Raw genomic sequence first — 21616 nt, 5'->3', positions numbered from 1 at the left:
CCTTTAACTTAATGTTTTGTTGATTGCTTCAAGCACACGGTCTGCCTGGAAAGGTTTTACGATAAAATCCTTGGCACCGGCCTGGATGGCATCAATAACCATTGATTGTTGTCCCATAGCTGAACACATGATGATTCTAGCCTGTGCATCAATTTGTTTAATTTCTTTTAATGCTGCTATGCCGTCCATTTCCGGCATCGTGATATCCATAGTAACAAGATCAGGAGTAAGCTCTTTATATTTTTCTACTGCTTGCGCTCCATTTTCAGCTTCCGCTACTACTTCAAAACCGTTTTTTACCAAAATGTCTTTAATCATCATTCGCATAAATGCTGCGTCATCTACAATTAAAATTCTGTGTGCCATAATCTATCTCTCTCCTTGTGTTTCGTTATTTTAAATTATTAATGCGCTCTGCCTGGCTTAAAATGTCAGTGACTCTTACACCGAAGTTTTCTTCAATGACAACGACTTCGCCTTTGGCAACGATACGCCGATTCACTAAAATATCTACCGGCTCCCCGGCTAATTTATCAAGCTCAATAATACTTCCGGCAGAAAGCTCCAAAATCTCTTTTACACTTCTCTTCGTTCTGCCAAGCTCAACAGTGATTGAAAGCGGAATGTCCAAAAGCATATCCAGGTTGTTTACAGGGGCCTGAGAAGCCTCATTGGGATCAAACGCGGAAAATTCCACTGGCGAAACCTGAACTGGTGCTGCTTTTTTTGGTGTTCCCTGCCTTTTTGGCGGCAGTTGCTGTTGTTGCTGCTGTTGTTGCTGCTGCGGTTCCATACGCGGCTCTGGGGTCACAGGCGCTTTCGGCTGCTCATATGTAACATCAGGCTGCGGCGCAGTTTCTTCCTCTGCACTTTCTGTGTTCATCAGATTTGCAATTAAATCTTTTGCAAATGACAGCGGGTACAGCTGCATAATACTGGAATCTATTAAATCTCCCACCTTTAAGTTGAAAGACACTTTCACCAGCATTTCATCATCAGGTATGCGGTCTGTTCCCTTTTCTTCAGTAACATCGAGCAATTCAACCCGAGGCGGTGAAATATCAATTTTTTTGCTGAATACAGTAGACATTGACGTGGCTGCCGATCCCATCATTTGGTTCATCGCTTCTTGAACCGCACTTAAATGAATTTCACCCAGTGAAGGGTCCGCGCCTTTTCCGTCTCCCCCCATCATTAAGTCAGCGATAATCGCCGCGTCATTTTGTTCCACGACCAGCAGGTTGCTGCCGCTGAAGCCCTCCGTATAATTCACTTCAATCGCTACATACGGTTCAGGAAACGCATCGCTGATTTTACTTTTAGGAATGACAGCTACACTCGGAGTCGTAATATCAACTTTTTGATTTAAAAGCGTTGACAAGGCTGTCGCAGAACTGCCGAATGAAATATTCCCGATTTCACCGATCGCATCACGCTCCATTTCCGATAAGTCATGTACTTCCGGAGCCTCTGGTTCATCCGGCGTACTGCCAGTACCGTTAAGAAGCGCGTCAATCTCATCTTGAGATAATCTATTATTCTCCATCTTGTTCACCTCTTAGGTCGTGATCTAAAATTTGCACTGCCTGCTTTCGATTCACCCGGCCGGCTTGTCCTAAAAATTTCGGCTTATCTCCGACCAATACAGTAAGAGGATCCGTGACTGAATTGTCCAAAGTTATGCAGTCTCCGACTTCTAAACGTAAAAACTCTTCTATTGTCAGTTCAGATGTGCCGAGCTCGGCCACGACAGGTATTTGTGCTGTCATGATACGTTTTTCAAGCGACTTTGTTTCCTCAGGCTGCGGCTCGTTTCTATCTGATTGCATCCAATAGTGGACCGAAAGCTTCGGTATGAGCGGCTCGAGGACAATATGCGGGATACAAAGATTAATGACACCGCTGATTTCACCGATTTGGGTATTGAGAGAGATCACCACGACCGTTTCATTAGGAGACACCATCTGAACGAATTGCGGATTCACCTCAAACTCAGTCATTTCCGGTTCAATATCAGCAATTGACTGCCAAGCTTCTTTATAATTTCCCAGTGCATTTTCAAATAAATTAGAAATGATTTTTGTTTCAATTTCTGTCAAGCTGTCTACCTTATTATGACTGAGTCCAATACCGCCCATTACCCGATCCATCATCGTATAAGCGATTGTCGGATTAACCTCCATCATAATTCTGCCTTCCATTGGATGGACGTCAAACAGATTCAGAATCGTCATATTCGGTATTGACCTGATGAATTCCTCATACGGCACCTGGTCAACTGAACTGACAGATATATGAATATAGGTTCTGAGCTGAGCAGAAAAGTGAGTCGTTAAAAGTCTTGCAAAATTGTCATGTATTCTCGTTAAACTGCGGATCTGATCCTTAGAAAACCGCAGCGCACGTTTGAAATCATAGACCTTCACTTTCTTCTCTTTTTCTTCTTTTTTCAGCTCTTCAGCGTCCATTTCACCAGTTGATATTGCGGAAAGCAGTGCATCTATTTCATTTTGGGAGAGAACTTCTCCTGACATCTTCCTCACCTCCGTATTCTGTCAAATGATGGTTTATTGCAGATTAAAGGAGGTAATATACACTTTTTCTACTTTTCCTTCTTGGAGGTAGCTATTGATTTTATCTTTTAGTTCCTTCTTAAAGGCTTCTTTTCCCTTGTCTCCCTCAATCGCATTAGCATTCGTATCAGCCAGCAATGATATTACAGCGTCCTTCACTTGAAAATCACGTTTCTCAAGTTCTTCTTTTGATTTATCAGAGTCAGTTTCAAGCTTAATAGCAAGCCGGATAATGTTATCGGACTTTAAATTGGTTGTAATCTCTTCTACATCGACAGAAGATGCAACGATTTCGTCAATACTTTTTTCCGCTTTACTATCTTCGGACTCACCACCTAGGACAAAATAAGCTGCCGCCCCAAGAGCACCAATTACGATAAGCATAATTAGTAAAATGATCATTAATTTATTCTTCATTCTGGTTCCTCTATTCCTTGATCCATTGAAAATATTTGTATTTTTCGGTAGAAAGATGCGATCTTTTCCATAACAGCTTCTTCATCTTCTTTTACGACAAACTTCTTGCCATTTGAAAGAGTGATAGTCGTATCCGGAAAGCATTCAATCTGTTCTATAAACAGCGCATTCAGTGTAAAGGGCTGCCCATTCAAACGGGTTACTTTAATCATAAAACAGCGGAGAAGCGATTATCGCCTCCCCTCCCTCCTTAACGTTTAAGGTTAACCAGTTCCTGAAGGATTTCATCTGATGTTGTAATAATTTTTGAGTTTGATTGGAATCCGCGTTGGGCAACAATCATTTCAGTAAATTCGTCAGTTAAATCAACGTTAGACATTTCGAGAAATCCTGATTTAAGAGAACCTGTTCCGCCGTCGCCAGGCTGGTTGGCTGCACTGGCCGCTCCAGAGTTTAGAGATTCACGGTATAAGTTGCTTCCGATTTTATCTAAACCGTCGCTGTTTGCAAAAGTAACAATCCCGATTTGCCCGCCATCTTGTGTTTGGCCGCCTGCATCAACGATTGATACGTTTCCATCAGAACCGATGCTGAAGCTTTGTGCATCAAGAGGGATTTTAATTGTGCCCCCGGTCATATTCAACACATGGTAGCCATCACCGGTAACGAGTGTTCCCGTATTATCCAAATAGAAGTTTCCTGCTCGTGTATAAACTGTTCCGTCGCCTGAATCAATTTGAAAGTAACCGTCACCGTCAATCGCTAAATCAAGGGTTCTTCCTGTGCTTTGTGGCGCGCTTGTTGAATGAATGGTATCAATTGTGCCGGATGATGAACCTAAACCGATCTGCTTAGAGTTCGTTCCTCCAATTGCCCCGCCAGCCGCAGAACCGCCGGCAACCGTTTGGCTTATCATATCTTTAAAGGTAACACGGCTCTTTTTAAATCCTACTGTATTCACGTTGGCGATGTTGTTGCCGATAACATCAAGCTTTGTTTGAAAGTTTTTCATACCGCTGATTCCAGAATAAAGTGAACGTAACATAATGTATTCCCCCAGATTTTTTTATTTAGAAGACTGTGCTACAGCCAACACATGAGACGGGCTGATTTCAGTACCATCATTAAGAACGAGATAATATTTTCCTTTTGACTGTTTAACTGAGCTTACTGTGCCTGTTTTTTCTGTTGCACTTCCGTCAGCAGTCCAAGAAACTTCTTTCCCCATCCAATTAAGATACGTGGTAAACGGATCTTGTTTTTCGACGAATTGAGTCATTGTAGTATTTAGATTCACCATTTGCTCCAAGCTTGAAAAAGTCGCCATCTGGCTGATAAATTCTTTGTCATCAACCGGGTTAAGCGGATCTTGGTTTTGGACTTGGGTCATTAATATTTTCAAGAACTCATCTTTCCCTAAGCTGCTATTGTTAGTTGACACGGTGCTTGTTTTTTCAGGCAGTTTATATTCTGAACTGATAGAAGTCATTCTTCTTCCTCCATTTTCGACACTTCATCGAGCAGTTCGCCAAAATCATTTGATTGCTTTTTCTGTTTTTGCTGTTTTTGTTCCTCTTGCTGCTGTCTCTGTTCATCAGCAAGCTGGCCATATAACGGCTGATCCCCGCTTTGAACCGGGAGCGTAAAACGGTCAATTTGAACAGCCATATTCGGCAGTGATTGCTTCAGCTGAGGAAGATGCTGTTCTAGCAGTTCTTTTGCTGATTGGCTCGATGCAATAATTTTACTCTGAAACATCCCATTTTCATTTGTCAGTTTGATTGTGACAAATCCTAAATGTTCAGGATTCAGTCGGATGGTGAAGCTTCCCGTTGATCTGCCGAATGGCGTATATTTCATCTGCTTCCACGCATTGACCACTTGATCAGCCACCGTTTTTGTCTCGGCAGCCGGTAAATCAGATGAGAGCTGCTGCAAATCGAATGTTTGAACTGCTCCCGTACCCCTGTACCCTGAAAACAGCATTTGAAGTCCTGATTTACTATCTACGGGCTGAATACTCCCAGAAGCATCAGATCCGCTTTTGCTGCTTGAATTCTGTGAAAGCGGTGTGAGGACACGCTTTCCAAAATCTTGCGATGATTCGGATGATTTCGATAACAAGAAAGCTTTCAGCTGGCTTTCAGCTAAATTCCATTCTTTAGTCCCTTTTTGGGGAAGCATAGACATTTGCTCCATTAAACTTTGAAAGCTTTTCAGCTCTGACGCTGTCATCGAGTAAAGTTTTGAACTCGACTCGTCTTTAGTGAACATTTGCTGTTTAAGATCCTGAATGAGCTGTTGAGGTACGCCCTTTTTTTCTAATGCAGCAAGAAATTGTTCTCCATTCTTGTAAATGCGATGGGCTTCATCGGCATTCCCGCTGTCAATCAGCTTATTCTCTTCTAGCAGCTGGCTAATAAACATCTGAATAAGGGCAAGTTCTTTCTCATTCTCAGGGACTTCATTTTCCGAAGTTGATTGTTCTGTATCAACTTTCAGATTTTCATTACTGTCAGCAAAAGAATCATTTTCAATCAGAGCCGTTTTACCTTCCGAAAGAATATTGTCTTCTGTCTCGCCGGACATTTTTGATTCAACCGCTTGCAGAAGATTCTGCAGCATTTGCTGAGCAGTTCCATCCAACTGCTTCCCTGTTAGTTTGGTTAAGGTTTGCAGAAGTTCCGCTTTATGTTTGTCTTGATCTTCAGGGCTTGCTTTCAGCCAATCACTGATCTTATGAAGTGCATCTGTTAAAAGCTGATCTCCGGAATAAGGGGTTCCCTTCCCTTGTTCTGAGATCCCCTTCAAACCCGCCTCAGACATAAGCCAGTTTTGAAAAACCCCCTGGCTACTATTCATGGTTTTAGCCGCAGTACCTGCTGTAGTTTGCAGCAAAGGTCCCGCCAATTCAAGCAGCTTCACCTTTAATTCCCCCTATTCTTGGCTGGCAGCAATTTTTTCCGTATAGGTTGCCGCTTGCTCAGGAGTCATTTTCGCCAATATGTCGGCAAGCTGCTTTTTGCTTAGGCCATTCAATATTTTTAGCGCTTCCTGCTCATTTAATTGGGCAATAATTTTAGCAGCCTTTCCGCTATCCATGCTCTTATATACACTGATGACTTTGTCATCCTTAGAAGAATTTGAACCCGTAGTTTCTTCAGTATCATCTGATGACTTTTTTTGATCCTCCGCCGTCTTTTCAAGAGAACGGATCTTTTGGTTGAGCCTGTCGATTTCAGATTTACTCGTTTCTAAATCTTTATTCAATATGCTGATTTCACTTTTTTGGTCCTTAATGGTCTTTTCCAGAGCTGCCGTATTACTGCTATCCTTGCTTGACGCTATGTCTTTTTTATTTTCGGTTTCAGGAACCAATTCTTTAAGAATCGGCGTTTTTGCCGCAGCTTCCTGTACCGGCTTTAAAACATTCACACCAGCAGCCCAAAGAACAATTCCCGCTGCGATGAGAAGAAACATCAGCGGAAGGATAATGATAAGCAAAACCGAACGGGACTTACCTGATTCTTTCTTTTTGCCTGACATTACATTCGCTCCTAATGGCCTTGAATCATAAACTGCTTGATCGAAATGTCATCCATTTCTTTCATCTCTGCAGCTTTGTCTTCAAGTGCAAACATTTTAAACTGTTTTTCACGCATTTTTTCAAACTTTTTCACTTCAATATTTTTCTCTGTCAAAATTTCTTGTTTTTGATTCATTTGATTTCGTTTCATAATGACAAGCTTTTGATAATGATAAATCGTGTTATCAAGATTTGACACAAATTGCTGGTAATGTCTCATTTCTTGTACACTCATGCCGCTTTTCAATTTCTCTTCCTTATTTTGTTCGAGCAGTTCCTTTTTGTTCATATTCTCATATAATTTCTCAGCAACATTTTCAAATTCAGAAACGGATTGCTGATACTCAGATAAGGATTGATCTTTCTCATTTTCTTTTAGTTCCAGCAGCTTTTGGAATCTAAATTGATAGGCCACGTTTATTCCTCATTTCCTGTCAAACTAGTTAATGCAGCAATGCTTTCTTCCAATAATGCCGCTTCGTCTGTTCCCTGCTTTAAAAATTGAATAAGCTGCGGATAAAATTGTATTGCTTCATCTATTTCTCTTGAGGATCCTCGTTTATAAGCTCCGATATTTATAAGATCTTCCGAATTTTGATAAGTCGATAAAAGCTCACGAAATTTGTTTGCTGCATTCAAGTGTTGCCTTGTCGATATGTTAGACATCACCCTGCTGATGCTCTTTAGTACATTAACTGCTGGAAACTGGCCTTTATTCGCAAGCGCCCTGTCCAACACAATATGCCCGTCTAAAATCCCGCGAACGGTATCAGCAATCGGCTCATTCATGTCATCGCCATCTACCAATACTGTATAAAACGCCGTAATGGTTCCGTGCTCGTTTGCACCGGTCCGTTCTAATAAACGAGGTAAAATAGCGAACACAGAAGGTGTATAACCCTTTGTCGTCGGTGGCTCGCCGGCAGCCAGCCCAATCTCACGCTGCGCCATTGCCACCCTAGTGACTGAATCCATCATAAACATGACATTTTGGCCTTTATCACGGAAATACTCGGCAATTGCAGTTGCTGTATATGCCGCTTTTAATCTCATTAATGCCGGCTGATCTGAGGTGGCAACAACTACAATCGATCGTTTCAGCCCCTCTTCCCCAAGATCTTTTTCAATAAATTCACGAACCTCTCGCCCGCGTTCTCCGACAAGTGCAATGACATTTAAGTCAGCCTCTGTCTGCTTGGCGATCATCCCCATTAATGTGCTTTTTCCGACACCGCTTCCTGCAAAAATACCAATCCTCTGTCCTTTACCGACTGTCAGCAAGCTGTCAATCGACCTGACACCGACGCCCATCTTTTCTCGAATAGGCGGCCGCTTCATCGGATTGGGCGGTGATTGCTCAGTCGATACAGGCGAAAGCCCTTTCGGCAGAAGTTTTCCATCAAGCGGCTCACCAAATGCATCGATGACTTGTCCGATCAGTCCGGCTCCAACTTTAACCCGAAGAGATTCACCAGTGGCTTCAACAATACTGCCAGGCGCAATGCTTGCTGCCTCTAAATAAGGCATAAGCAAAATATTTTCTTCCTGGAAGCCGACTACTTCAGCTTTAATGACTTTACCTGATTGCCCTTTTGCATAAATCAGGCACACGTCTCCAATTGAGCTTGCAGGCCCTTTTGATTCAATCATCAGGCCGATTACCCGTTTGACTTTACCATACCGTTTATACGAGTCCGTCATTTCTATACAATCTATCAGACTCTGTGTCTTCATTCAGCTGCACCCGCTTCCAGCGCTGTCAGAAGTTTTTCTTTCAATTGCATTAATTGAGTGTCAACACTCGCATCTACTCTGCCAAAAGGAGTTTCTATATAACATGATCCTTTTTGAGCTTTTTCATCAGCATATATGCCAAGCCGGCATTCTTTATAAAGAAGCTGCATGATTTCATCCTTTTGCTGAAAAACTGTCTCATAGTAATGCGGATCCACATATATTGATATATCGTCATATTCCTTTACTTCGTTTACGACCTGTTTCACAAGCAGGAGAAAGGCTTCTTTATCATCAGATTTTTGCTGCCACACTTTTTTAGCTAGTGCAACGGCAAGCTCAACGATTTCTTCAGAAGCGTCTTCAAGCTTATCCTCTACGGCTTTTCTGGACATTTCAGTTATGCTGTTCGCTTGGCCAAGCAGTTCGGTATACTGTTCAATTGCTTCAGCTCTACCTAATGCCATGCCTTGTTCAAAGCCCTCAGCTTTTGCTTCCTCAATCAGCTTCTGTTTTTCATCCGCCCAATTGTTTTTTTCCTGTTCAATTTGACGGCGAATATTTTCGATATGGCTGTTGGCCTGCTCAGAAATCCGATCAGCTTCCTCTTTCACCCGTGCTATAAGCGCTTCTGGATCCTCTTCAGCCTGCAAAAGGTGAGAATGATCGATTTGCACCTCTTGGATAGAGAGTTTTCTTCTTTCCTTTTGTGGAGAAAAAGATGATTCTTGTTTAATGATATTAGACAATAATATCGTCCCCTCCGCCTCTTGCTATTACAATTTCACCGGCCTCTTCAAGCTTTCTGACGATGCTTACAATTCTAGACTGAGCTTCTTCCACATCTTTCAAGCGCACAGGGCCCATAAATTCCATTTCTTCTTTGAAAGTTTCAACCATACGCTGTGACATATTGTTGAATACAATTTCTTTGACTTCTTCGCTTGCAACTTTTAGTGAAAGGAGCAAATCGTCATTTTCAACGTCACGAATGACTCTCTGAATCGCGCGGTTATCAAGTGTAACAATGTCTTCAAAGACAAACATCCGCTTTTTAATTTCTTCAGCAAGATCAGGATCCTGAATTTCCAATGAATCCAAGATCGTCTTCTCTGTTCCTCTGTCTACCCCGTTTAAGACTTCCACAACAGCTTCAACTCCGCCTGTTTGTGTATAATCCTGAGTAAATGCAGAAGACAATTTTTGTTCTAGTATCTGTTCTACCTCATTGATAATTTCCGGTGACGTTCTATCCATAACAGCAATTCTTCTCGCGACCTCAGCCTGCACTTCAGGATTCAGCTCGGATAAAATTTGTCCAGCTTGCACAGGATCTAAATAAGACAAAATTAAAGCCATTGTCTGAGGATGCTCATGCTGGATAAAATTCAAAATTTGTTCAGGCCCTGCTTTTCTGGCAAAATCAAATGGTTTCACCTGTAAAGAAGAAGTCAGCCTGTTTAAAATGTTTTCCGCCTTATTCTCTCCAAGCGCCTTCTCAAGAACTTGTCTCGCATAGCTTAAGCCTCCTTGAGAAATAAAATCTTGCGCAATGGCTATATTATGAAATTCTTCTATAATTTCATCCTTTTTTTGATGATCGACACTTCGAACCCCTGATATCTCCAGGGTAAGCCTTTCAATTTCTTCATCGGTTAAGTGCTTATATACAGAAGCTGACACATCTAACCCCAAGGAAATCATAAGAATGGCTGCTTTTTGTTTTCCTGTAAGCTTATCTTGATCACGTCTCGCCATTTCTAAATCCTCCTAATCCTCGGCCAGCCAGCTTCTCAGCAGTTTAGCAAAATCTTCGGGCTTGTCTTTCGCCATCTTTTCAAGCTGTTTTCGTCTGACTGTTTCCTCTGTTTCATTTTCCTCTTCGTTGATATCAGGCAGGTTGATCGGTTCTTGAGGAACCTCATACTCATATTCCTCAAATTCATCCTCTTGCGCCCGTTTCTTTCTAACCAGCATTATAATGAGGACGATGATAGCAGCAATCAAGATGCCTCCTGCAATATAAACCCAAATCGGCACACCTGTGGCTTCTTCTGTACCAGCATCCATATTTACTTTGCCGTCAAAAGGCTGAACGGATAAGACAATTTTATTATTGATGTCCTCGTCAGTAAGCTCTTGTTCTTGTGCATCCTTATCAATAGAAGTTCTGACTACAGTTGAAAGTATTTTTTGAATATCTTCTTGTCTTTCAGCTGAAAGCGACGCGACATCTTTAGCGTCCGGCGGCTCAACCATGACTTGGATTCCTAAATCTCTGACTTTATAAGGACTTTCTGCGATTTCTTTATGGATCCGGTTAACCTCATAGTTGATTTTTTCGCTGCTTTTTTCATAACCTCCGCCTTCGGTGTTTTCCCCGTCAGCTTCATAATTTGGTATATCATCTTCACCGGTTCCGGCGACTCCGCCATTAGCGGCACCGTTACCCTGGTATGTTTCAGATACCTTTTCCGCGCTGACCGCAATGCCTGCCATGTTTTCTTTATCAACAGGTTCGACAATGTCTTCTGTCCGATTTTCTTTTGTAAAATCAATGTCTGCTGTAACGGAAACAACGACTTTATCTTGTCCCATCATCGTACCGAGCAATGTCTGAACATGCTTTTGAATGTCTTTTTCGACTTGAGATTTAATTCCCTGCTGTGAAGAATAACTATCCGCGTAGGACCCTGCATCGCTGTCTGATTTGTCGTAGTATGTAGAATTCTGGTCCATGATGACGATGTTATCTTCTTTTAGGTTCGGCACACTTTTCGACACCAGATGATACAGTCCGTTGACCTGACTTTGATTAAGCGTATAGCCCGGTTGTACCTGCAGCACGATTGATGCGGATGCCGCAGATTGCTCCTCACCGACAAACACAGCGTCTTTCGGAAGGTTAATCATGACTTTTGAATTTTTAATACCGTCCATTTCATTGATCAAATTCGACAGTTCTGTCTGTGTCGCTTTCACTTTGACCATATCAAACTCATTGTCTGTCAAACCAAAGCCGGCATTCTGTCCAAAAAATGAATAATCAATTGATCCGGTTTTGGGAAGTCCTTCTGCAGCCAGCTGCACTTTCAATGAATCAACCTGATCTTCCGGAACGCTTATCACTGTTCCTCCGTTTGAAAGTTCGTTTGACACTTTTTTCGCGTCAAGCTCTTCTTTGATGTGCCCCGCTTCTTCGGCAGACAAATCTTTGTACAGCGGCGCCATTTTTGAACTAGAAGCAAAAACACTGATAATAATACCAATAATAATAATTGCCGCTAAAGCACTAATCATGAATATCTTTTGTAATTTAGATCTATTATTCCAAAACTCACTCGTTTTGTTTTTCATTTGCATTAGAGTACGATTCATGTTAACCCCCGGTCATTCCACTCTTTCTCTTAATCGTCAGACCCCCTACATTTGCATTCTCATTATCTCCTGATAGGCTTCCACTGCTTTATTGCGGAACTCTGTTGCAGCAGTTAGTGAGACGCTTGCTTTTTGAGCGGCGATCATGACCTCATCTAGATTTACATCTTTTCCTGCAGCCAAGGCATTAGTCATGTTGTCAGAAGCTACTTGGGAATCATTTAACGAACTAATAGAGTTTTTTAAAAGCTCCGAAAAGCTTGTTTGATTTGAAGAGTCTGTTTTTTGGCTATTGTTTATTTGATTTGTTGCATTTTGAGTGTTTTGAGTATTTTGAACCTGAAAAGGAGAAATTGCATTAATCACGTTCGTTCACCTTACCTTCCGATTTCTAACGCCTTCATCAGCATTCCTTTTGTCGCATTCATTGCTGTGACATTCGCCTCATATGATCTTGTGCTGCTGACAAGGTCAACCATTTCTTTCAATGGGTCAACATTAGGCTTTTGTACATATCCTTCAGCGTTGGCATCAGGGTTTGTCGGATCGTAAACAAGATTAAAATCCGAACCATCTTCTGTGATTTTAGAAACCTTTACACCGTTTCCAGCATTACCGCTTCCGCTCATTTGAGAATTGAGAATGGAAGAGAACGATTCACCTTTTGACTGAAGAGAAACCATCTTTCTTCTGTAAGGCACCCATTCTCCGTCGACCTGCTTAGCTCTTGTCGTATCCATATTAGCCAAGTTAGATGATACAACGTCCATCCTGACACGCTGAGCTGTTAAAGCTGATGCTGAAACATTTAAGCTGTGAAAAGCTGTCATTATTTCCCTCCTGTTAATACGGTCTTCAGCGAATTAAATTTACCGTTCATTCTTTGAACTAAAGCTTGATAGTTGATTTGGTTTTGCGCCAATTCTGTCATTTCTTTGTCGACATCAACATTGTTTCCGTTTTGCTGGTACGATGTATCCGCGCTCGTTACAATTGAATAATTCGAATCAGTATCAGAAAAATCAACATGACGATAGTCTGTTTTTGTCGCTTCGAGACGCGAGGATTCTTGATTCAATAAATTTTGAAAAGAGACTTTTTTTGCCTTATAGTTCGGTGTATCTATATTGGCGATATTATTAGTTATGACTTTTTGCTTAATATTCGCTCTGCTCAAGGCATTTTCAAGATTTTGTATCGTTCCAGAAAATAAGCTCAAATCCACTTACCTCCATTTCAGTTTTTTTCAACCTCAATATCCTTGTCGAGAATTGTAAAACTATATGCTTATTGTAAGAAATAACAGGCATAAAGTCTATGAAGTTCGTGTAAAAAAATGTCCTCACAATTATCTATTTTGTAACTAGGTATATAGTCCTAGATTATTAGAACTATGTTTTTTGCCTTGATATAAGCCTGAAAATAGCCGAATTTCTGTTTTTTCGACATTTTTCTCACCTTTTTCAAGCCATTTTTGTGGGAATTGTAAGATTTATTAAAAATATGACAAAGAAAGACTTTCAACCCAGGAAATAAAGCTTATCAATTTCCTTTATTTGAGTATAAAAAAGAACCCCTTTAAAGGAGTTCTATGTCGATGATTAATGAGATTTTAAATTTTCTAATTCAATTAGGAATTTGTTGTTAAGGACTTTAATATAAGTCCCTTTCATTCCTAATGATCTTGACTCGATGACACCGGCGCTTTCCAGCTTTCTCAGTGCGTTAACAATAACAGAACGGGTAATGCCAACGCGGTCCGCGATTTTACTTGCAACGAGCAGGCCTTCGTTTCCGTCAAGCTCTTCAAAAATGTGCTCAATTGCTTCAAGCTCACTGTAAGAAAGAGAGCTGATGGCCATTTGTACGACAGCTTTGCTTCTTGCTTCCTCTTCAATTTCTTCTGCTTTTTCTCGCAAGATTTCCATTCCGACAACAGTTGCACCGTATTCTGCGAGAATTAAATCATCGTCATGAAATTGATCCTGTAAACGTGAAAGAATGAGCGTTCCTAATCTTTCTCCGCCTCCGATGATCGGTACGATTGTTGTTAAACCAGCCTGGAACAGGTCTCTGTTCTCAACAGGGAAAGCTGTATATTCACTATTAATATCCAAGTTAGAAGATGTTTCAGGTACATTAAACAGATTTTTTGTATACTCTTCAGGGAATTGACGATCCTCAAGCATTTTTTTCATACGATCATTTTCAATTTGCTGGTTAATAGAATATCCAAGGAGTTTGCCTCTGCGGCTTACAACGAAAATATTGGAATCGATTACGTCCCGCAGCGTCTCCGCCATTTCCTTGAAGTTCACCGGTTTCCCTGCCGCAGCTTGCAGCATGGAGTTAATAATTCTTGTTTTTTGTAATAAAGCCATGATAAATAATCCTCCTAAATATTCCTCATATTAAATTTTTCACAATATAAATTGACTTAAATCTTTGTTTTTGGCTATCGTTCCGAGCTTATCTTCGACATACTGCGGTGTAATTGTTATTTTCTCCATTGTTACATCAGGAGCTTCAAACGACAGGTCTTCTAATAGGCGTTCAAGTATTGTATGAAGGCGTCTCGCACCGATATTGTCTGTGTCCTGATTCACATGATACGCTACTTCAGCAATCTTATGAATAGCTTCGTCAGAAAATTCAAGAGATATACCTTCTGTGTGCAATAATGCCTGATACTGTTTCAGCAGCGCATTATCCGGCTCCACTAAAATTCTCACAAAATCGTGAACCGTAAGTTTGCTCAGTTCTACACGAATCGGGAAACGCCCCTGCAGCTCAGGAATCAAATCAGATGGTTTGGCCATATGAAACGCTCCTGCTGCAATAAATAACACATGGTCTGTTTTCACCGAACCATATTTAGTGACAACGGTAGAACCCTCAACGATTGGGAGGATATCTCGCTGAACACCTTCTCTTGATACATCGGCAGAGGATGACGCGCCGCCGTTTTTTGCAATTTTATCAATCTCGTCGATAAAGATAATTCCGCTCTCTTCTGCTCTCTGAACAGCTTTCTGGCCGACTTCATCCATATCGATAAGCTTACTTGCTTCTTCATTCGTCAGGACTTTTCTCGCTTCTCTGACTGTCATTTTACGCCGTTTCTTCTTCTTTGGCATTAATCCGCTTAGCGCGTCCTGCATATTCATGCCCATCTGCTCCATACCCGAGCCCTGCAGCATGTCAAACATAGAAGGCTGCTGTTCTTCGACTTCTACTGTTACATAGTGGTCTTCTAGCTCTCCTAAAGCCAGCTGATGCGCCATGCGCTTTCTTTTTTCTTCAATGTTTGCTTCTTCCTGGCTCTCCGCTTCATCTTCGCCACTTGGCTGGTTGCCGCCAAAAAACATTTCAAACGGATTTTTAACGCCTGATTGTTTTTTCTTTCCAGGAACTAGCAGGCGTACAATGCGTTTATTTGCATTCTCTTCAGCCTGATCCTTTACTTCATTGATTTTTTCTTCTTTTATAAGCCGAACAGAAGTCTCCACAAGGTCTCTGACCATTGATTCAACGTCTCTGCCTACATAGCCGACTTCGGTAAATTTTGTTGCTTCAATTTTGATAAATGGCGCACCTGAGAGCTTGGCGATTCGTCTGGCAATTTCAGTTTTTCCAACGCCGGTTGGCCCCATCATTAAAATGTTTTTCGGAACGACTTCATCCTTCAATTTTTCATCTAGAAGACTTCTTCTATAGCGGTTTCTTAATGCCACGGCGACAGCTTTTTTCGCGTTTTGCTGACCGACAATATATTGGTCTAACCGATCTACAATCTGCCTTGGTGTTAACGGTTTATTTTCCATGCGCCTCAAGTCCTTTCTATTCAAGTTCTTCCAGTATGATTTGATCGTTCGTGTAAACACAAATTTCTCCCGCTGTTTCTAACGCGGCTCTGGCAATCTCGCTTGCAAACATATTTTCACCGGCATGCTTTTTCAAAGCTCTCCCGGCCGCTAAAGCGTAATTGCCTCCTGATCCAATCGCGAGAATGCCGTCATCTGGTTCGATTACCTCGCCTGTTCCCGATACAAGAAGCAAAGTATCCTGGTTCATAACGATTAGCATGGCTTCAAGCTTTCTAAGCACTTTATCGCTGCGCCATTCCTTTGCAAGCTCAACAGCGGCTCGTTTTAAGTTGCCATTATACTCTTCAAGTTTAGCTTCAAACTTTTCAAATAAAGTGAAAGCGTCTGCAACAGATCCCGCAAACCCAGCAAGAACCTTACCGTTAAACAGTTTTCTCACTTTTCTTGCAGTGTGTTTCATGACAACAGCCTGACCGAATGTCACTTGGCCGTCTCCGGACATAGCACTTCGTCCCTTATGCTGTACGGCAAATATTGTGGTCGCATGAAAAGATGACATAAGAGGCCTCCTTTAATTTTTCTTAAAAGCTCTTGGATGGTGAGACATATATGTGTTTCTCAACATTTCCTTCGAAACGTGCGTGTATATCTGTGTCGAAGACAGATTGGAATGCCCGAGCAGCTCTTGAACGCTTCTCAAATCTGCTCCTTCGTTTAACAGATGAGTGGCGAACGTATGTCGAAGCATATGCGGATGGATATGTAAAGTACCGGACGCTTTTTGAACCAGCCCGCTTAAAATATGCCTGATGCCTCGGGCTGTAAGCGGTCCGCCTCTTTGATTCACGAATAATAGATCATGAGGTTCTTTTGCTTTCATCAGCAAGCACTGTCTTCCGCTATTCATATATAACTTCAACGCTTCGCGGGCGTAAGACCCAAAGGGGATATAGCGTTGCTTCTTTCCCTTACCGTGAACAAGCACAGTGTCCATAAATAAATCAACATTGTTAACAGTTATGGAACAGCATTCACTGACCCTCATTCCGGTGGCATAGAGAAGCTCCAACAACGCTTGATCCCTCATTCCGGCCGGCTGGCTTATATCTGAAACTTCAAACAGCTCCTCAAGCTCTTTTTGATATAGAAACTTCGGTATCCGTTTTTCTTGTTTCGGCAGATGAACAAGCTGAAACGGATTTTCTTCAACAAGCTTTTCCCGCATCAGAAACTTATAAAAGCTTCTTAATGCAGATATCTTTTTGCTTATCGTTCTTCTCGATAAACCTTTTTCATAGGCTTCAGTCAAAAAAATCCTAGTATCCTGATATGCAGCTTCTTCAAATCCATTTATACCTTGAACGCGCAGAAAAGTCTCGAATTCTTCAATTGAATCCACATAATTCACAATAGTATATTGTGAATAATTTTTTTCAATTTGTAAATATTCAACGAATAACTTTACGAAATTCTTAACATTCTCCATGCCTAAACCTCCCCAGAAAGGGCTTTTAAATGGTATCACAAATCGCGTTCAGGTTGCAATCAATACCTATATTGTTTTCGAAATTGTTTGAATTGTCTCAATTGCGCGGTTCGCGTATTGTTCATTCCGCTCTTTTTTATTTTTAATTTTAACAGGCAATTCTTTCAAAAGCCCAAAGTTCGCATTCATCGGCTGAAAGTTTTTCTGGTTTGTTGTTGTAATATAGTGAGCCATACTGCCTATTGCTGTTTCCTGAGGGAAAGTGACCAGCTCTTCTCCTAGTACAAGTTTAGCCGCATTAATGCCTGCAATGAGTCCTGATGCAGCTGATTCCACGTACCCTTCTACACCCGTCATTTGGCCTGCAAAGAACAAATCAGTGCGGTTTTTAAATTGATAAGTCGGCTTTAACAGGCTTGGAGAATTAATAAATGTATTTCTGTGCATTACGCCATATCTGACGATTTCTACATTTTCCAGCCCCGGAATCAATTTGAGAACTTCCTTTTGGTCTCCCCATTTTAAATGAGTCTGGAACCCTACAATATTATAGAGTGTCCCTGCAGCATCATCCTGTCTGAGCTGAACAACAGCATAAGGACGTTTTCCTGTGACAGGATGCTCTAGTCCAACCGGCTTCATCGGTCCAAAAAGCATTGTTTTCTTTCCACGTTTTGCCATCACTTCGATCGGCATGCATCCTTCAAAGAAAATCTCTTTTTCAAATTCTTTTAAAGGGACTGTTTCTGCTGATGTTAATGCTTCATGAAAACGGTCAAACTCTTCTTCTGTCATCGGGCAGTTTAAGTACGCCGCCTCACCTTTATCATAACGGGATTTCAAGTATACTTTATCCATATCAAGGCTGTCTTTTTCTACAATTGGCGCCGCTGCGTCATAAAAATATAAATAGTCTTCTCCCGTCAGCTCTTTCAGCTGGGCAGACAGCGATTCAGACGTTAACGGTCCTGTCGCGATAATTGTTGGACCTTCTGGAATTTCTGTCACTTCTTCATTCATAACGGTTACGTTCGGATGGTTTTTCACCCGATTTGTCACGCTTGCGGCAAATTCATGTCGGTCTACCGCGAGAGCACCGCCGGCAGGCACCGAACATTCGTCAGCAGCCGCGATGATTGCTGAGTCTAGCACCCGCATTTCTTCCTTTAATACACCGACAGCATTAGCAAGTGTGTTGGAGCGCAGAGAGTTGCTGCACACAAGTTCGGCAAATTTATCTGTATGGTGAGCAGGCGTTTGTTTAACAGGACGCATTTCATATAATTTGACTTGAATTCCCCGTTTGGCAAGCTGCCAAGCCGCTTCACTTCCTGCGAGTCCGGCTCCGATTACATTCACTGTTTGTTGGTTCATCTTTCACATCTCCTAGTTTATTATTCAAGGTCTTCTTTTAACACACAAAGAAGGTGAGCAAGACCCTGCTCACCGCTACTTCTGTGGTTCTTCCTTATAATCGCATTCCACGCATTGGACTTGTATGCCTTTTTTGAGTTTTTTCTCGACAAGCATTTTTCCGCATTTCGGGCATTCTCGTTCAATTGGTTTGTCCCAGGAAACGAATTCACATTCCGGATAACGGTCACAGCCGTAAAAAATCCGTTTCTTTTTCGATTTTCGTTCAACAATATTTCCTTCACCGCAGCTCGGGCACTTCACGCCGATTTGTTTCACAATCGGTTTTGTGTTCCGGCAGTCCGGGAAATTGGAGCAAGCTAAGAATTTACCGTATCGGCCCATTTTATATACCATTGGAGAACTGCACAGTTCACAATCTTCCCCTGCGTATTCAGGCTCGATTTCAACTTCTTTCATTTCCGCTTCAGCTTTTTTCACGCGTTTTTCAAAATCGGCGTAGAAGTTATCAATAATCTTAACCCATTCGGTATCGCCTTCTTCAACATAATCAAGGTCTTTTTCCATTTTCGCTGTAAATTCAACGTTAATGATTTCAGGGAAAAATTCCATCATCGAGTCTAATACAATTTGCCCCAGTTCTGTTGGAACAAAACGTTTGTTATCCAAAGACACGTAGCCGCGCCGCTGAATGGTATCAAGCGTCGGAGCATATGTGGAAGGACGTCCGATACCAAGTTCTTCCATGGTTTTCACGAGCCTTGCTTCTGTATATCGCGGAGGAGGCTGGGTAAAATGCTGCTCCGGTTCTATATCTTTAGATAATACTGTGTCGCCTTCTTTTAAGTCAGGCAGCATTCGGTTTTTTTCTTCCGTTTGATCGTCTTTTCCTTCAACATACACCTTCATAAACCCGGAAAACTTGACTTTACTTCCATTTGCGCGAAATGTCAAACCATTGTTCCCCAGGTCGACACTCATTGTGTCGAGAACTGCAGGTGCCATTTGGCTGGCAACAAAACGTTCCCAAATTAATTTATACAATCTCATCTGATCTCTGCCGAGTACTGCTTTTAATTCACTAGGTTTTCTGAGAACTGATGTCGGACGGATGGCTTCGTGGGCATCCTGAGCATTTTCATTCTTTTTCGCAGGTTTTCGTTTGCCGCCTAAAAACTCTTTGCCGTATGCCTGATCAATAAATGCAGCAGCTTCATCAACCGCCGTATTTGAAATACGGGTTGAATCCGTTCTCATATATGTGATCAAACCGACTGTTCCTTCTCTTCCAAGATCGATTCCTTCATATAATTGCTGTGCAATCATCATCGTTTTCTTCGCTCTGAAATTGAGTTTGCGAGCCGCTTCCTGCTGCAGGGTGGAAGTGGTAAAAGGCAAGGCCGGATTACGTTTCCGTTCCTTTTTCGTTACTTTTTCAACTGTATATTTATTGCCTTTGAGCTGAGAAAGAATGTCTTTTACGTCTGCTTCACTATTTAAAGGAAGTTTTTTGCCGTTTTTTCCGAAAAAGCCCGCCTCGAACGATTCCTTTCCTTTTAAAAACGTACCGCCTATTGTCCAATATTCCTCCGGCTTAAAGTCGTTAATTTCCTTTTCGCGGTCAATAATCAAACGGAGGGCAACGGATTGGACGCGGCCTGCGCTAAGTCCTTTCTTGACTTTTTTCCATAGGATAGGACTGATTTTATAGCCTACAAGCCTGTCTAAAACACGTCTCGCCTGCTGTGCATCCACTAAATCCATATTGATCATGCGGGGATGCTTAAACGATTCCTTAATGGCGTCCTTTGTAATTTCGTTAAACACCACCCGGCAGTCTGAATCGAGATCTAAATCAAGGCTGTGCGCCAAGTGCCATGCAATCGCTTCCCCTTCTCTGTCGGGGTCGGCCGCGAGATAGACTTTTTTCGCTTTTTTCGCAGCCGTTTTCAGCTCTTTTAATACCGGGCCTTTGCCTCGAATGGTAATATATTTCGGCTCGAAATTCTGTTCTATGTCAACTCCCATTTGACTTTTTGGGAGATCCCGGACATGTCCCATTGATGCTTTCACTTTATATTTTTTACCTAAGTAACGTTCAATCGTTTTCGCCTTAGCAGGCGATTCCACGATGACTAGATAATCAGACATTTTCATCCCCCTCAAGAGGTGTTCTCTCTCTTTTCAAGTATTTCAATCTTATTTTTGCTGCTGTCTTTATTTGGCTTTCAACATTTCATTCTTTATGATGAACATTATTATTTAAATAGAAAACAATATGCAACTTCAAATCCTCACTATTATTAAATATTACAACGCCATTTGTCAAACGATAATTCAAAAGGGTTCCGTATATTGAACGTTTCTCTCAGGAAGCTCCTCGAAAATATCCTCTGCTGACCATATGGCTTTAGCCCCCTGCTGGATCAGTTTTATAGGACCTCCGGCGCAAGGATCAAATAATGAACCGGGTACGGCAAAAACTTCTCTCCCTTGTTCCAGTGCTTGATATGCAGTAATCAGAGAACCGCTTTTTTCTTTGCCCTGCACGACAATAACGCCTTCACTTAATCCGCTGATGATACGATTTCTCATAGGAAAATGCCATTTTTGGGGTTTCGTTTCAGGTGGATGCTCTGACAGAAGGATATGGTGTTTCGCCATGTGATCTGCTAACTGAAGGTTTTCGCGGGGATAAATGTGTTGAAATCCCCCTGCAATAACGCCGATTGTCCGCCCCTTCGCCTTAATGCTTGCCGCATGGGACATTCCGTCTATCCCAGACGCCAGCCCGCTGACAATCACCCACTCTTTGCGGCAAAGCTCTTTTGTAAGGTGGTTAACAACATGTATCCCATAAGATGTTGGATTTCTTGTCCCTACAATTCCAATTTTCCTCCCTTGAGAAAGAAGGGCCATATCACCCTTTGCAAACAGGACGGCGGGGGGATCATAAATCGTTTTCAGCCAGAAAGGATATTGTTTAGAAGAAATCGGGATGGGGATAATGCCTTGCCCACGGTAAGCAGCAAGTACACGCTGAAGCTTTGGATAATGTTCTTCAATTTTGTTCTTTAATGCAGCCGCCTTTCCTTTATCGCGAGTAACAGTTTCTAACACAGGTGATGTCAGCGACATAGATGCATCGGCTTTCCACCATTTTAATAGAAGAGATGGGGATAATAGTTGATTGATTCTGCAAATCATTAAACACGCAGCGGCCTGATCCAATATATTGACC

General features: G+C 41.9%; 24 protein-coding genes. All 24 read right to left on the bottom strand.

What is annotated here, in order from left to right:
* Positions 1-3: 3 nt before the first annotated feature.
* Positions 4-366, bottom strand: coding sequence for a chemotaxis protein CheY (gene cheY, locus SC79_RS03890; RefSeq protein ID WP_039073963.1), 363 nt, complete (start codon positions 364-366; stop codon positions 4-6).
* Between the two features lie 25 nt (positions 367-391).
* Positions 392-1546, bottom strand: coding sequence for a flagellar motor switch phosphatase FliY (gene fliY, locus SC79_RS03885; protein WP_039073962.1), 1155 nt, complete (start codon positions 1544-1546; stop codon positions 392-394).
* Positions 1536-2534, bottom strand: coding sequence for a flagellar motor switch protein FliM (gene fliM / locus SC79_RS03880; protein ID WP_039073961.1), 999 nt, complete (start codon positions 2532-2534; stop codon positions 1536-1538). Before fliM ends, fliY begins: the two co-directional genes overlap by 11 nt.
* Before the next feature lie 33 nt (positions 2535-2567).
* Positions 2568-2990: a flagellar basal body-associated protein FliL gene (gene fliL, locus SC79_RS03875; RefSeq protein WP_010331094.1), complete on the bottom strand. Its 423-nt coding sequence runs from the start codon at positions 2988-2990 to the stop codon at positions 2568-2570.
* A complete protein-coding gene (swrD, locus tag SC79_RS03870) occupies positions 2987-3202 on the bottom strand; it encodes a swarming motility protein SwrD (RefSeq protein ID WP_010331095.1) in 216 nt (71 codons plus the stop codon). The genes fliL and swrD overlap by 4 nt, the downstream gene beginning before the upstream one ends.
* Before the next feature lie 38 nt (positions 3203-3240).
* Positions 3241-4035, bottom strand: a complete 795-nt coding sequence (flgG, locus tag SC79_RS03865) for a flagellar basal body rod protein FlgG (RefSeq protein ID WP_039073960.1) — start codon at positions 4033-4035, stop codon at positions 3241-3243.
* Positions 4036-4056: 21 nt separating this feature from the next.
* The gene (gene flgD, locus SC79_RS03860) at positions 4057-4479 is read right to left on the bottom strand and encodes a flagellar hook assembly protein FlgD (RefSeq protein WP_039073959.1); all 423 of its coding nucleotides are present in this window, start codon (positions 4477-4479) and stop codon (positions 4057-4059) included.
* On the bottom strand, positions 4476-5915 hold the full coding sequence (locus tag SC79_RS03855) for a flagellar hook-length control protein FliK (protein WP_039073958.1): 1440 nt from the start codon (positions 5913-5915) through the stop codon (positions 4476-4478). The genes flgD and SC79_RS03855 overlap by 4 nt, the downstream gene beginning before the upstream one ends.
* A gap of 12 nt (positions 5916-5927) precedes the next feature.
* Positions 5928-6536 carry a MotE family protein gene (locus SC79_RS03850; protein ID WP_039073957.1) on the bottom strand — a complete coding sequence of 203 codons (609 nt, stop codon included), beginning with the start codon at positions 6534-6536 and terminating at the stop codon, positions 5928-5930.
* A gap of 11 nt (positions 6537-6547) precedes the next feature.
* Entirely contained in the window at positions 6548-6991 is a 444-nt protein-coding gene (gene fliJ / locus SC79_RS03845; protein ID WP_010331099.1) for a flagellar export protein FliJ, read from the bottom strand.
* A 2-nt stretch (positions 6992-6993) separates the two neighbouring features.
* Positions 6994-8310, bottom strand: a complete 1317-nt coding sequence (fliI, locus tag SC79_RS03840) for a flagellar protein export ATPase FliI (protein WP_010331100.1) — start codon at positions 8308-8310, stop codon at positions 6994-6996.
* The gene (gene fliH, locus SC79_RS03835; RefSeq protein ID WP_039073956.1) at positions 8307-9059 is read right to left on the bottom strand and encodes a flagellar assembly protein FliH; all 753 of its coding nucleotides are present in this window, start codon (positions 9057-9059) and stop codon (positions 8307-8309) included. The genes fliI and fliH overlap by 4 nt, the downstream gene beginning before the upstream one ends.
* Positions 9052-10068: a flagellar motor switch protein FliG gene (gene fliG, locus SC79_RS03830; protein WP_039073955.1), complete on the bottom strand. Its 1017-nt coding sequence runs from the start codon at positions 10066-10068 to the stop codon at positions 9052-9054. Before fliG ends, fliH begins: the two co-directional genes overlap by 8 nt.
* 12 nt (positions 10069-10080) lie before the next feature.
* Positions 10081-11688: a flagellar basal-body MS-ring/collar protein FliF gene (gene fliF, locus SC79_RS03825; protein WP_039073954.1), complete on the bottom strand. Its 1608-nt coding sequence runs from the start codon at positions 11686-11688 to the stop codon at positions 10081-10083.
* A 45-nt stretch (positions 11689-11733) separates the two neighbouring features.
* Entirely contained in the window at positions 11734-12054 is a 321-nt protein-coding gene (gene fliE, locus SC79_RS03820) for a flagellar hook-basal body complex protein FliE (protein ID WP_010331103.1), read from the bottom strand.
* An 11-nt stretch (positions 12055-12065) separates the two neighbouring features.
* Positions 12066-12518 carry a flagellar basal body rod protein FlgC gene (gene flgC, locus SC79_RS03815; protein ID WP_039073953.1) on the bottom strand — a complete coding sequence of 151 codons (453 nt, stop codon included), beginning with the start codon at positions 12516-12518 and terminating at the stop codon, positions 12066-12068.
* Positions 12518-12907, bottom strand: a complete 390-nt coding sequence (flgB, locus tag SC79_RS03810; RefSeq protein WP_010331105.1) for a flagellar basal body rod protein FlgB — start codon at positions 12905-12907, stop codon at positions 12518-12520. Before flgB ends, flgC begins: the two co-directional genes overlap by 1 nt.
* A gap of 382 nt (positions 12908-13289) precedes the next feature.
* Complete coding sequence (gene codY, locus SC79_RS03805) at positions 13290-14069, bottom strand: GTP-sensing pleiotropic transcriptional regulator CodY (RefSeq protein ID WP_003238551.1); 780 nt, start codon at positions 14067-14069, stop codon at positions 13290-13292.
* A gap of 39 nt (positions 14070-14108) precedes the next feature.
* Complete coding sequence (hslU, locus tag SC79_RS03800) at positions 14109-15512, bottom strand: HslU--HslV peptidase ATPase subunit (protein WP_039073952.1); 1404 nt, start codon at positions 15510-15512, stop codon at positions 14109-14111.
* Positions 15513-15528: 16 nt separating this feature from the next.
* Complete coding sequence (gene clpQ, locus SC79_RS03795) at positions 15529-16074, bottom strand: ATP-dependent protease subunit ClpQ (RefSeq protein ID WP_039073951.1); 546 nt, start codon at positions 16072-16074, stop codon at positions 15529-15531.
* Between the two features lie 12 nt (positions 16075-16086).
* On the bottom strand, positions 16087-17001 hold the full coding sequence (gene xerC / locus SC79_RS03790; protein ID WP_010331109.1) for a tyrosine recombinase XerC: 915 nt from the start codon (positions 16999-17001) through the stop codon (positions 16087-16089).
* A 66-nt stretch (positions 17002-17067) separates the two neighbouring features.
* Positions 17068-18375: an FADH(2)-oxidizing methylenetetrahydrofolate--tRNA-(uracil(54)-C(5))-methyltransferase TrmFO gene (gene trmFO, locus SC79_RS03785; protein WP_010331110.1), complete on the bottom strand. Its 1308-nt coding sequence runs from the start codon at positions 18373-18375 to the stop codon at positions 17068-17070.
* Between the two features lie 75 nt (positions 18376-18450).
* Positions 18451-20526 carry a type I DNA topoisomerase gene (gene topA, locus SC79_RS03780; RefSeq protein WP_039073950.1) on the bottom strand — a complete coding sequence of 692 codons (2076 nt, stop codon included), beginning with the start codon at positions 20524-20526 and terminating at the stop codon, positions 18451-18453.
* A gap of 186 nt (positions 20527-20712) precedes the next feature.
* Complete coding sequence (gene dprA / locus SC79_RS03775; protein WP_039073949.1) at positions 20713-21606, bottom strand: DNA-processing protein DprA; 894 nt, start codon at positions 21604-21606, stop codon at positions 20713-20715.
* Between the last annotated feature and the right edge of the window lie 10 nt (positions 21607-21616).

The sequence above is a fragment of the Bacillus sp. MSP13 genome (genome assembly GCF_000815295.1).
Lineage (GTDB): Bacteria > Bacillota > Bacilli > Bacillales > Bacillaceae > Bacillus > Bacillus vallismortis.
This window is presented reverse-complemented; position numbering and strand designations above follow the sequence as displayed.